Source organism: Lonsdalea britannica, from assembly GCF_003515985.1.
Lineage (GTDB): Bacteria > Pseudomonadota > Gammaproteobacteria > Enterobacterales > Enterobacteriaceae > Lonsdalea > Lonsdalea britannica.
The window spans coordinates 1,138,698-1,151,545 of the sequence record NZ_CP023009.1 but is presented as its reverse complement, the minus strand read 5'-3'; the positions used below and the strand labels follow the sequence as shown (position 1 = coordinate 1,151,545).

10 protein-coding genes are annotated in these 12,848 nt (G+C 54.5%); 5 read left to right on the top strand and 5 right to left on the bottom strand.

The features are described 5' to 3' along the window. Positions 1 to 134: 134 nt before the first annotated feature. The 5 genes from CKQ53_RS05430 to dnaA all read right to left on the bottom strand — a co-directional run bounded on the left by CKQ53_RS05430 (position 135) and on the right by dnaA (position 8,079). Positions 135 to 1,307, bottom strand: a complete 1,173-nt coding sequence (locus tag CKQ53_RS05430; protein ID WP_085650668.1) for an alginate lyase family protein — start codon at positions 1,305 to 1,307, stop codon at positions 135 to 137. Positions 1,308 to 1,921: 614 nt separating this feature from the next. Beyond that, complete coding sequence (gene gyrB / locus CKQ53_RS05425) at positions 1,922 to 4,336, bottom strand: DNA topoisomerase (ATP-hydrolyzing) subunit B (protein WP_118894751.1); 2,415 nt, start codon at positions 4,334 to 4,336, stop codon at positions 1,922 to 1,924. A gap of 18 nt (positions 4,337 to 4,354) precedes the next feature. Further along, the gene (recF, locus tag CKQ53_RS05420) at positions 4,355 to 5,440 is read right to left on the bottom strand and encodes a DNA replication/repair protein RecF (protein WP_085650666.1); all 1,086 of its coding nucleotides are present in this window, start codon (positions 5,438 to 5,440) and stop codon (positions 4,355 to 4,357) included. A 133-nt stretch (positions 5,441 to 5,573) separates the two neighbouring features. Further along, a complete protein-coding gene (gene dnaN, locus CKQ53_RS05415; protein ID WP_085650665.1) occupies positions 5,574 to 6,674 on the bottom strand; it encodes a DNA polymerase III subunit beta in 1,101 nt (366 codons plus the stop codon). A gap of 4 nt (positions 6,675 to 6,678) precedes the next feature. Then, complete coding sequence (gene dnaA / locus CKQ53_RS05410; protein ID WP_099045340.1) at positions 6,679 to 8,079, bottom strand: chromosomal replication initiator protein DnaA; 1,401 nt, start codon at positions 8,077 to 8,079, stop codon at positions 6,679 to 6,681. Positions 8,080 to 8,744: 665 nt separating this feature from the next. Here dnaA and rpmH point away from each other — a divergent pair. From rpmH to mnmE, 5 genes are all read left to right on the top strand, one after another. Then, positions 8,745 to 8,885, top strand: a complete 141-nt coding sequence (gene rpmH, locus CKQ53_RS05400; protein WP_085650663.1) for a 50S ribosomal protein L34 — start codon at positions 8,745 to 8,747, stop codon at positions 8,883 to 8,885. Positions 8,886 to 8,903: 18 nt separating this feature from the next. Further along, positions 8,904 to 9,263 carry a ribonuclease P protein component gene (gene rnpA, locus CKQ53_RS05395; RefSeq protein WP_071999804.1) on the top strand — a complete coding sequence of 120 codons (360 nt, stop codon included), beginning with the start codon at positions 8,904 to 8,906 and terminating at the stop codon, positions 9,261 to 9,263. Then, on the top strand, positions 9,227 to 9,484 hold the full coding sequence (gene yidD, locus CKQ53_RS05390; protein ID WP_071999803.1) for a membrane protein insertion efficiency factor YidD: 258 nt from the start codon (positions 9,227 to 9,229) through the stop codon (positions 9,482 to 9,484). Before rnpA ends, yidD begins: the two co-directional genes overlap by 37 nt. Before the next feature lie 2 nt (positions 9,485 to 9,486). Then, a complete protein-coding gene (gene yidC / locus CKQ53_RS05385) occupies positions 9,487 to 11,121 on the top strand; it encodes a membrane protein insertase YidC (protein ID WP_085650662.1) in 1,635 nt (544 codons plus the stop codon). An 82-nt stretch (positions 11,122 to 11,203) separates the two neighbouring features. After that, positions 11,204 to 12,568, top strand: coding sequence for a tRNA uridine-5-carboxymethylaminomethyl(34) synthesis GTPase MnmE (gene mnmE, locus CKQ53_RS05380; protein WP_094117929.1), 1,365 nt, complete (start codon positions 11,204 to 11,206; stop codon positions 12,566 to 12,568). Positions 12,569 to 12,848 lie beyond the last annotated feature (280 nt).

Below are 12,848 nucleotides of genomic sequence, written 5' to 3'. Positions count from 1 at the left end.
TTTCCCACTAGTTTCCTTAAATAACGACATCACGATTTCCTCAGGGCAAACATCGTCTCCCGACGGATAATCGTGAACCTTCTCGTTCGCCAGGGCGGGGTCACCATGCCCTGGCGAGTGTGACGGGAAAGCCGTTACTCTTCTCCCAAAGAAAACAGGAGCGTGCCGTAGCCCAGCTGGTCAAAGCTTCCCGGAGATGCGCCATACGACCAGGGACCGCCTTCAGGCCGAATTTTGGTCGCCATCTCGGTAATATTGGGGCTGCTGAGGCCTTTCAAAACAACGTAATGGTTATAGATCAGTGCCCAAATCGCCCTGACCTCCCCTCTTGCACTGGCGGAGATTTGCGTTTGGGTCACGTCGCTGTTGGTATACGTGGTATAGGGCACCGTTTTGCCAAGATTATAGGCCGCCACGTATTCCGCCCCTTTCATGAGCCGGTTATCGTCGTAACCGAATAAATCGTCGCCCTGATTCCAGGCCATTTGGCAGATGACGCCCGCCAGCGCGATATCTAATAATGAGTGGGCCTGATCCCTGCCGCTTTCCTGTATCTGCCCCATCCCTTGTTCAGGATACAGTTTCCAGACGAGTTTCCCAATAGCGCCATTTCCATCGCCGTTTTTGTAATAGTCGACGGCTCTGTCGTAGAGGTCTTTTCTATCTAATAAAATACCGATGGCCATAATGGAACTTAACTGCGCTAAATCCCAGTTCGCCCAATAGTGATCGATTTTCGTATTATTATGACGAGCGATAAAATCCAGATTAATGGGCAGAAAAACCGTTTCCATCATAGTTTTGAAGGTATCGAAATCACTCGCGTTCCACCCCGAATAATCCCGCATAATTTCCGCCGTATTCGCCAGTTCATAGCCATAAATGCCCGCCGCAAGCGCGGCATCGGTGGAGCCACGGATCTCTTTTAGCGTGCCGCCCCACGCATTCAGAATCGCGACGGCGCTTTTGGCGTAGGCCTCATCTCCGGTGGTCTTCCAATACAGCGCATGGGAATACGCTACCGCTATGTCTCTGTAAAGCTGGGGATAATTTTCGCTATGCTCGCTATTTCTTCCCCGATAGACGATGTCGACGGCGCGGGGCTGCCAACCGAGCGAAAGTTTCAGCTGTTGGAATCCCTTGAACCAAGGCTCGGATTGCTGATTCACCTGCGCCGTTATTCTGGCGAGATCGTCGCTAGTGCTGAGCATACCGGGATGTTTGAACGTATCCGCAGACCAGCCGGATAGGGGGAATAACAGCATGGCGCATGACAGTATAAAACCTGCCGGTTTTTTGATAATCATATTAAATAACGTCCCTGTAATATTATTTACATCGAAAGAGTATCACACGTGTATTAAATAATGATTTCATGCCCCGGAATACGTGGAATTATGCTTTTAATATTTGCTAATTCAGAACAGCGACCAGAAATAAAATAAAAAACCACGATACGCTTCTTGTGCGACGCACGTGAAATAACCCTTTTCCTTTGCCATACTTTTTCTATTCCAATAAAAAAACTGTCGCTAATATCCATAGGCTGGACATAACACATCGAATAACGCCATGTTCGCATCGCGTACGCTTCATGCCGCGATCTTCAGGATCCGCCAGTCAGCTGAGCGATCACAGACTCTGTGAGTGAGTTTCCTTTTTGTTTCCTAATATTCCTTGTTATCGCTGATAAAAATTATTCTCAGGACTCACCTGGGATGAGCTTTCTTATGGCAGTCGGCATATGCAGCAGGAAGCTGCCATGAAATCACGAGGGGACGTTGCGGATCACCGTGTTGTTAGGCTCCCGGTGAAAGACTATTTATTGAATCGCGCACCGTAGCGGTAACGTCGGCCAATAAAAAAGCTTCGCACAAGGCGAAGCTTTTTTCGTTTACCGATTCATCGCGTCTGAGCGCTATCAGATATCGATGTTCGCCGCTTTCAGGGCGTTTTCTTCGATAAAGGCGCGACGAGGTTCAACAGCATCTCCCATCAGGGTGGTGAACAACTCATCGGCCGTGATCGCATCCTTCACGGTAACGCGCAACATGCGGCGACCTTCCGGATCCATCGTGGTTTCCCAAAGCTGTTCCGGGTTCATTTCACCCAGACCTTTATAACGCTGAACCGCCAGACCGCGGCGGGACTCTTTCACCAGCCACTCGAGCGCCTGCTCGAAGCTGACGATAGGCAGCTTGCGCTCGCCGCGTTCAACAAAAGCGTCTTCCTCAATCAGGCCGCGCAGTTTTTCGCCCAGCTGATTGATTTTGCGGTATTCATTACCCGTTACAAAGGCGGTGTCCAGCGGATAGTCAGTATCGACACCGTGGGTGCGCACACGCAGCTGCGGCTCGTGGCGGCCTTCTTCCGTATCGTGGATCACGAAGCTGTAGGTGCTGCCGTGTTTTTCCTGCTCGGTCAGCAGCGTCACCAGCGTTTCCATCCAGCCCTGTACCTGCTCGCGGTCAGACAGCGTGGCTTCGGTCAGAGACGGCTGATAGATCAGCGCGTTCAGCAGCGGACGCGGGTAGCGACGCTCCATACGGCCAATCATTTTCTGCACGGCGTAATGCTCGGCGACCAGTCTTTCCAGCGGTTCGCCTGCCATTGCCGGCGCATGCGCGTTGGTGTGCAGCGTCGCGCCATCCAATGCCAAAGCGATCTGGTACTGATCCATCGCTTCGTCATCCTTGATGTACTGCTCCTGCTTCCCTTTCTTCACCTTGTACAGCGGCGGCTGAGCGATATACACATGCCCGCGCTCGATGATTTCCGGCATCTGACGATAGAAGAACGTCAACAGCAGCGTACGGATGTGCGAACCGTCGACGTCGGCATCGGTCATGATGATGATGCTGTGGTAGCGCAGCTTATCCGGGTTGTATTCATCGCGGCCAATGCCGCAACCCAGTGCCGTAATCAGCGTGGCGACTTCCTGCGACGACAGCATTTTGTCGAAACGCGCCTTCTCCACGTTCAGGATTTTCCCCTTCAGCGGCAGAATCGCCTGGTTCCTGCGGTTACGCCCCTGCTTCGCAGAGCCGCCCGCGGAGTCCCCTTCCACCAGGTACAGTTCGGACAGCGCCGGATCGCGTTCCTGACAATCCGCCAGCTTGCCCGGCAGACCGGCCAGGTCGAGTGCGCCTTTGCGTCGCGTCATATCGCGGGCGCGACGAGCGGCCTCGCGAGCGCGCGCGGCGTCGATGATTTTGCCAACCACGATTTTGGCGTCTGACGGATTCTCCATCAGATAATCCACCAGTTTTTCGTTCATCAACGATTCGACCGCGGTCTTCACTTCGGACGACACCAGCTTGTCTTTGGTCTGAGAAGAGAATTTCGGATCGGGCACTTTCACCGATACCACAGCAATCAGGCCTTCACGGGCGTCATCGCCGGTCGCGCTGATTTTGGCTTTCTTGCTGTAGCCTTCTTTATCCATGTAGGTGTTCAGCGTACGAGTCATGGCGGCGCGGAAGCCAGCCAGATGCGTACCGCCGTCACGCTGCGGAATGTTGTTGGTGAAGCAATAGATGTTTTCCTGGAAACCGTCGTTCCACTGCAGCGCAACTTCCACCCCGATATCGTCTTTCATCGTGGAGAAGTAGAACACGTTCGGGTGGATCGGCGTTTTATTGCGGTTTAGGTAATCGACAAACGCTTTGATGCCGCCATCGTAGTGGAAGTGATCAGACTTGTCTTTTTCACGTTCGTCGCGCAGACGGATGGAAACGCCGGAGTTCAGGAACGACAGCTCGCGCAGACGCTTGGCCAGAATGTCATATTCGAATTCCAGCACGTTGGTGAAGGTTTCGGTGCTCGGCCAGAAACGGACCATGGTCCCAGTCTGTTCAGCTTCACCCACCACGTTCAGCGGCGCAAACGGCACACCGTGATTGTAGGTCTGTTTGTGAATTTTGCCTTCGCGGCGAATGGTCAGTTCCAGTTTTTCCGACAGGGCGTTGACCACGGAAACCCCGACGCCGTGCAAACCGCCGGAGACTTTGTAGGAGTTATCATCAAATTTACCGCCAGCATGCAGCACCGTCATGATGACTTCAGCGGCTGACACGCCTTCTTCTTCGTGAAGACCGGTTGGGATCCCACGGCCATCATCCTTTACCGACACGGAGTTGTCGCTATGGATGGTGACGATAATGTCTTTACAGTAGCCAGCGAGCGCTTCGTCGATAGCGTTGTCCACCACCTCGAATACCATATGATGCAGACCGGTTCCGTCATCCGTATCGCCGATATACATACCCGGGCGCTTACGAACTGCATCCAGCCCTTTTAATACCTTGATACTTGAGGAGTCATAAGAATTCGACATCAACGTTTCTCGCTCATTTTAGTCCTGTGATTGAACGGTTATTTTACCCTGTTCTACGCTGAACATCTTGCCATTTTCGCCGACCATATCGCCTATCTGTTCAGCGCTGATCGCGCTGACGAAGACCTGTGCCTGCGTGGCTTTCAGCCGTTCCGCCAGTAGGCGTCGTCGGGTGCTATCCAGCTCCGAGGCGAAGTCGTCGATGAGGTAGACGCACTTGAGTCCGCTGTTGCGGGTGAGAAACTCACCCTGCGCCAATCGTAGAGCGCACATCAACAGCTTTAACTGACCGCGCGACAACATATCCTCTACCGCGACGCCGCCGGCACGAATGCGAAAATCCGCCTTGTGCGGGCCTAAGGCGGTATAGCCCAGCATTCTGTCACGCTCGAAATGGCGCTCCAGCAGCTCTGCGTAATCACTTTCCCGATCCCAGCCGCGCTGGAAGGAAAAGCTCAGGGAAAACTCCGGTAAAAACTGGCCGCAGGTGGCTCCGATATCGTCCACAATGGCGGCGCTGTAGGCCGCTCGCCATTGGCTTATCTGCTCCGCCAGCGGTACTAATTCCTGATCCCACGCCCGCATCTGCCCATAGTGACTGGTTTGGCGCAGCGCTGCATTGCGCTGACGCAACAGACGTTTCAGATTGTTCCAGGCGTGGAAAAAACCGGGCTCGTGATGAAAGCAGCCCCAGTCCAGAAAGGCCCGACGAAACTTCGGGCCGCCGTTGAGAAGGGTAAATCCTTCCGGGGTAATCAGCTGAATAGGCAACAGTTGCGCCAGTTCAGCGACTCGATGGCCATCGCTGCCATCAATACGAACCTTGCTATCGCCCTGACGGTTCTTGCTCAGTCCGACGGAGCGTTCCCGCTCACGCCCATCAATTCTGCCATGCAGCACAAATTCAGGCTGTTCGTGACGAATCACTCGCCCCGCCTGAATACTGCGGAACGCGCGGCCGTGGCCCAGCGTATAGATCGCTTCAAGCACGCTGGTTTTGCCGCTGCCGTTGGCGCCGACCAGAAAATTAAAACCGGGAATCAACGCCAGATCGGCAGATTCAATATTGCGAAAATCGCGGATGAGAAGACGGGTCAGTGCCATTTTACAACCATTCAGCGTCGCTGCCTTTCAGCCGGATGTCGAACACCTCCGTTTGCGTTTCGCAAACCAAGGACGCCCGACATACTGGCATATCTAAAAACGGCGCCAGGCCGTTTTCCCACCTTTCGCGCAACTACAAACGCATCGGCATGACGACATACGCGGCGGCTGGGCTGGCGCTATCTTCGATCTGTACGCTGGATACGGAGTCGATCAGCAACATCCGCACGTCTTCGCACTTCAGTGCATTCAGCACATCCAGAACGTAGCTGACGTTGAAACCAATCTCCATTTCCGTACCGCCGTACTCGACGTCCAGAATTTCCTCGGCTTCTTCCTGCTCCGGGTTGTTCGCCGTGATTTTCAGCTGATCTTTGTTCAGATACAGACGAACGCCGCGGAATTTCTCGTTGGAGAGGATCGCCGCGCGGGAGAACGCCTGCTTGAGCAGGTCGCAGCTGGCTTCGAGCGTTTTGTCAGGATTCTTCGGCAATACGCGCCGATAATCCGGGAAACGGCCGTCTACCAGCTTGGAGGTGAAGATGAAATCGCCTACATGCGCGCGGATGTTGTTGCTGCCGATCTGCAGTTGCAGCGGCGTATCGCCGCCGTCCAGCAATCGCACCAGCTCCATCACGCCTTTACGCGGGACGATCACCGAATGGGACGGCAGTTCCTGACCAACCGGCATCGAACAGACCGCCAGACGGTGGCCGTCGGTCGATACGGTGCGCAGCTCTTCCCCTTCGGTCTCAAACAGCATGCCGTTGAGGTAATAGCGTACGTCCTGATGCGCCATGGAGAACTGGGTCGCTTCAATCAGGCGCTTTAATGTGGCCTGCGGCAGAGAAAACTCCACCTCGCTCTGCCAGTCATCCAGGTTGGGAAAATCTTCCGCCGGCAGCGTAGACAGCGAAAAGCGGCTGCGCCCGGAGCGCACCAGCATACGATCGCCGTCCAGCATGATGGTAATTTCCGCGCCGTCCGGCAAACCGCGACAGATGTCGAACAGCTTGCGCGCCGGAACGGTGGTCGCGCCCGCCTCGTGGGGCTGGGTCAGCGCCACGTGCGCCACCATTTCCATTTCCAGATCGGTACCGGTCAGCGATAGCCGACCTTCACTGACCTGCAATAATAGGTTGCCCAGGATCGGCAACGTCGGCCGGCCTCCCAAGGGACTGCTAACCTGCTGTAGGGGTTTTAACAGATGCTCGCGTTCAATAATAAATTTCATGATATTAGGAAGATAATGTTCTGATTAAATTGGAAAAATCTTCTTTAATGTCGTGACTTTCCTCGCGCAGCTGCTCAATCTTGCGACAGGCGTGCAGCACGGTGGTGTGGTCTCGACCGCCAAAAGCATCACCGATTTCCGGCAGGCTGTGATTCGTCAATTCTTTCGCCAGCGCCATCGCCATCTGACGTGGGCGAGCCACCGATCGCGAACGACGTTTGGACAACAGATCGGCGACTTTGATTTTATAATATTCCGCTACGGTCTTCTGAATGTTGTCGATGGTGACCAGTTTTTCCTGCAACGCCAGCAGGTCGCGCAGCGCTTCACGCACAAAATCAATCGTGATGGAGCGTCCGGTGAAGTTGGCGTTGGCGATGACGCGGTTCAGCGCCCCTTCCAGCTCACGCACGTTGGAACGCAGGCGCTTGGCAATAAAGAAGGCCACTTCGCCGGGCAGACGGATATCGTTCTCGTCTGCTTTTTTCATCAGAATCGCCACGCGGGTTTCCAGCTCGGGCGGTTCGATCGCAACCGTCAGACCCCAGCCAAAACGGGACTTCAGGCGATCTTCCACGCCGTTGATCTCTTTCGGATAGCGGTCCGAGGTCAAAATAATCTGCTGATTGCCTTCCAGCAACGCGTTGAACGTATGGAAAAACTCTTCCTGAGAACGCTCTTTGTTGGCAAAAAACTGAATATCATCGATCAGCAGCGCATCGACGGAGCGGTAGTACCGTTTGAACTCTTCAATGGCATTGTTCTGCAGGGCTTTCACCATATCCTGCACAAAACGCTCCGAGTGCATGTACACCACTTTGGCGTTGGCCTTGCGGGCCATAATGCCGTTTCCTACCGCATGTAATAAGTGCGTTTTACCCAGACCGGTGCCGCCATACAGAAACAATGGGTTGTAGGCGCCACCCGGATTATCCGCCACCTGCCGCGCAGCGGCGCGCGCCAGTTGGTTGGATTTACCTTCGACGAAATTATCGAAAGTATGTTTGGGATTCACGTTGGAGCGATAGGTGTGCTCGGCATGCAGAGACGGCGCATCCCAGCTCGGACGAACAGGAGAAGAAACTGGACGAGCCTGCGGCGCAGCCGCCGGGATCACGGTAGTGGCAGCGTTGCCCGCCGGAGCGATCGTTGCCATAGCCGGTTTGCTGCCCACTTCAAAACGCAGCAGAGGAGCGTCCAGACCGCAGAAATCATTCAGCAGTCCATTGATATTATTAAGGTATTTGTCACGCACCCAATCCAGCACAAAGCGATTAGGGGCGTAAAGCGCCAGAGTGTTGTCACTCAGTTCCGCCTGCAATGGGCGTATCCACATACTGAATTCTGTGGCAGGTAATTCATCCTGCAAACGGGCAAGACACTGCTGCCAAAGCGAAAGTGACACGGCGGACTCCACTCGAACAAGATAAAACAAAGAAAAGAAACAGAATCGTTAGTTATGTAACTCATGATTTTTGGCACCCGCTCCCCGGATATGAAGAGCCAGCGTGCGCCGCGCATTGATGCGGCTTACCGTGACGATCCCGACGGAGGATCGCTAGCGGGACGGCGGATCATAACCTAAACGACCGCAGAGATCTTCCCCTTCTGCACAGTTTTGATCCTTTTTATCCACAGGCTATTCTTATTCCCCCTACCGGCCTGGACGCAGAAGAACGAAGGTCGTGATGAGGTTACCCACACCCGGCTGGCTGCCCCAAGGCGTCTATAAGGATAGACGGATTTTTCGCCATTGGCGGTGAGGGAGATCATGATCTTCTTACCAGGATCTGTGCTCGATCCTTGCGCTTTATCATGGAGTACGTATAATTCCCGCCCTGCGCGTGGCGCCTGCACGCTGTGCTCGGTTAGACAGGTGATGTTTCCTCAAGCGGGAAATATCGGGTGGGTGAAGCGCGGATGTTAATTGACTCGGGACTGTACAATTATTACAATCCCGCCTCTTTTTATATATATGTATATGCGATTGAGGCGTCGGTCATTTTCTTCACGCCGAGTAGCCAAACGCGTTAACTATGAAGTTTTAATCAAGTTTAGGTAGAAATCGCCATGAAACGCACTTTCCAACCGTCCGTACTGAAGCGTAACCGTAGCCACGGTTTCCGTGCTCGTATGGCCACCAAAAATGGTCGTCTGGTTCTGGCCCGCCGTCGTGCGAAAGGCCGTGCTCGTCTGTCCGTTTCTAAGTAATAAAAGCTAACCCACCGAGTGGTTAAGCTCGCTTTTCCCAGGGAGTTACGTTTGTTAACTCCCAGCCATTTCTCTTTCGTCTTCCAGCAACCTCAACGGGCTGGCACGCCGCAAATCACCATTCTCGGCCGCCTGAATACGCTGGGGCATCCCCGCATCGGTCTTACCGTCGCCAAAAAGCATGTTAAACGGGCTCATGAACGCAACCGCATCAAACGTCTGACGCGCGAAAGTTTCCGCCTGCATCAGCACCAGTTGCCTGCCATGGACTTTATCATCATCGCGAAAAAAGGCGTGGCCGATCTGGATAACCGTGCGCTGACGGAAGCGTTGGAAAAATTATGGCGTCGGCACTGTCGATTGGCTCCCGCCTGCTGATCGGGTTGATACGCGGATATCAGCGCTTTATCAGTCCACTGCTGGGACCGCACTGTCGTTTCCACCCGACGTGTTCCCAATATGGCATTGAGGCAATACGCAGGTTCGGCATGATAAAAGGCTGTTGGTTGGCGCTGAAACGCGTATTAAAATGCCACCCTTTGAACCCTGGTGGTGATGACCCCGTACCGCCAAAAACCGACAATAACAGAGAACATTAACGATGGATTCGCAACGCAATCTTCTTCTCATCGCTCTGCTATTCGTAACGTTCATGATCTGGCAGGCCTGGGAAACGGACAACAATCCGCCAGCCACGACACAGACCACGCAACAGTCTACGAATAATGCAGTCGGCGATGCCGCCAACCAGGGCGTCCCCGCCAGTGGTCAGGGTAAACTGATTACGGTGAAGACCGACGTACTGTCCCTGACGATCAACACTCGCGGCGGCGATATCGAGCAGGCCAACCTGCTGTCTTATCCGGCAACGCTGGGCTCCACCGAGCCTTTCCTGCTGCTGGAAACGACACCGGCCTTCGTCTATCAGGCGCAGAGCGGTCTGACCGGTAAAAACGGTCCGGACAACCCGGCGAACGGTGCGCGTCCTCTGTATCAAGCCACTCAGGATCACTTCGAACTGACCGACGGTCAGAGTGAAATCCGCATTCCGCTGACCTATACCGACGCCAACGGTGCGACCTTCACCAAAACGTTCGTGCTGAAGCGCGGCGACTATGCCCTGGGCGTTGAATACGGCGTCAATAACGCCAGCGCTCAACCGCTAGAGCTGACGCTGTTCGGCCAGTTGAAGCAGTCCATCGATCTGCCTTCACACCGCGATACCGGAAGCAGCAACTTCGCGCTGCACACCTATCGCGGCGCGGCGTTCTCTTCCAGCGACGAGAAATACAAAAAATACAGCTTCAGCGACATGAAAGAGCCGCTGAACATCGCGACGCAGGGCGGCTGGGTCGCCATGATGCAGCAGTATTTCGCCACCGCGTGGGTGCCGCAGGCCAACAGCAACAACACGTTCTACAGCGCCAATCTGGGCAACGGTCAGGCGGCCATCGGCTTTAAAGCCGCGCCGGTTGTCGTTCAGCCTGGCAGCCAGCAACAGCTGCAGGCTACGCTGTGGGTCGGACCGGAAATTCAGGACAAAATGGCCGCCGTCGCGCCTCACCTGGACTTGACCGTTGACTACGGCTGGCTGTGGTTTATCTCTCAGCCGCTGTTCAAACTACTGAAATTCCTGCACGGCTTCATCGGTAACTGGGGCTTCTCCATTATCGCCATCACCTTTATCGTGCGTGGCATCATGTACCCGCTGACCAAAGCGCAGTACACCTCGATGGCCAAAATGCGCATGCTGCAGCCGAAACTGCAGGCGATGCGTGAACGCATCGGTGATGACAAACAGCGCATGAGTCAGGAAATGATGGCGCTGTACAAAGCGGAGAAGGTCAACCCACTGGGCGGCTGCTTCCCGCTGCTGATTCAGATGCCGATCTTCCTGGCGTTGTACTACATGCTGATGGGCTCGGTAGAACTGCGTCATGCGCCGTTCGCGCTGTGGATCCATGACCTGTCTGCTCAGGACCCGTACTACGTGCTGCCGATCCTGATGGGTCTGACCATGTTCTTCATCCAGAAGATGTCGCCGACGACGGTCACTGACCCGATGCAGCAGAAGATCATGACCTACATGCCGGTTATCTTCACGGTGTTCTTCCTGTGGTTCCCGTCAGGTCTGGTGCTGTACTATATCGTCAGCAACCTGGTGACCATCGCTCAGCAGCAGCTGATCTACCGCGGGCTGGAGAAGCGTGGCTTACACAGCCGTGAGAAGAAATAACGCTGGCTGATAGCCAACCTCATTTCTAACGTAAGGCGGTCACTGACCGCCTTATTTTTTTATGTAATTAAGAGAGATGACCATGAGCCATACCGACACCATCGTCGCCCAAGCCACTCCGCCGGGACGCGGCGGCGTAGGTATCCTGCGTATTTCCGGTTCCGTCGCATCGGCCGTCGCGCAAGCCATATTGGGAAAGCTGCCGCGCCCGCGCTATGCAGACTACCTGCCTTTTAGGGATGCCGACGGCAGCGTGCTCGATCAGGGGATAGCCCTGTGGTTTCCCAATCCAAATTCATTCACCGGCGAGGACGTGCTGGAATTACAAGGCCACGGCGGCCCAGTGATTCTGGATCTGTTACTGAAACGCATCCTGACGCTGCCGGGCGTACGCATCGCCCGCCCCGGCGAGTTCTCCGAGCGCGCCTTCCTGAACGATAAGCTGGATTTAGCCCAGGCAGAGGCTATCGCCGACCTGATTGACGCCAGCTCCGAGCAGGCTGCGCGATCCGCCGTGAATTCCCTGCAAGGGGTTTTCTCCAGCCGTATTCACCAGTTGGTTGAAGCATTGACGCACCTTCGTATCTACGTCGAAGCGGCTATCGATTTCCCTGATGAAGAAATCGATTTTCTTTCCGATGGCAAAATCGAAGCGCAGCTCAACACGGTGATCGCCGATCTGAGCGGCGTAAGGGCCGAGGCACGTCAAGGAAGCCTGCTGCGCGAGGGGATGAAGGTGGTCATTGCCGGTCGTCCTAATGCCGGTAAATCCAGCCTGTTGAATGCGCTGGCAGGCCGTGAAGCGGCTATCGTCACCGATATCGCAGGCACCACGCGCGACGTGCTGCGTGAACATATTCATATCGACGGCATGCCGCTGCATATCATTGATACCGCCGGTCTGCGCGATGCCAACGACGAGGTGGAACGGATCGGTATAGAGCGCGCCTGGCAGGAAATCGAGCAGGCCGATCGGGTGCTGTTTATGGTCGATGGCACCACCACTGATGCCAGCGAACCCGCCGCCATCTGGCCAGAGTTTATGGCACGCCTGCCAAAAACGTTGCCGATCACCGTAGTGCGCAATAAAGCAGATATCACCGGAGAGACGCTAGGTATTGAAGATGTAAGTACCCACTCGCTGATCAAACTGTCGGCGCGAACCGGGGAAGGCGTTGACCTGCTACGCAATCATTTGAAAGAGAGTATGGGCTTTACCAGCAATACCGAAAGCGGCTTTCTGGCCCGCCGCCGTCATCTACAGGCGCTGGAACGTGCGGCTGAACACCTGGAACAAGGCCGCGAACAGCTGGTGAGCGCTTACGCAGGCGAGTTGCTGGCGGAAGAACTGCGGCTATCGCAGCAGGCGCTCAGCGAGATCACAGGGGAATTTACCTCCGACGACTTATTGGGACGCATATTCTCCAGCTTCTGCATCGGCAAGTAAGGCTTATAGTGTAAGTGCTTACCAACACCCACACATCCTGCATAGCCGGTTGTTATGCGGGATTTTTTTCCTTTGATCACATCGCTTCTCGCGCCACATTCCGTTCCCAACTCGTTTCCGCCTCCCTCCCTGACTCCATTCTCAAAACTTCTCCTTTTGCGCATTCAGCTTCCAAAAGACGCACTTTTTTCAACAAAAAAACCCTTTTTGAGATTTTACATACCGTAGAAAATCCTTATTTTAATTAATCAATTTTATTGATGTTATTTCGTGTCATTTT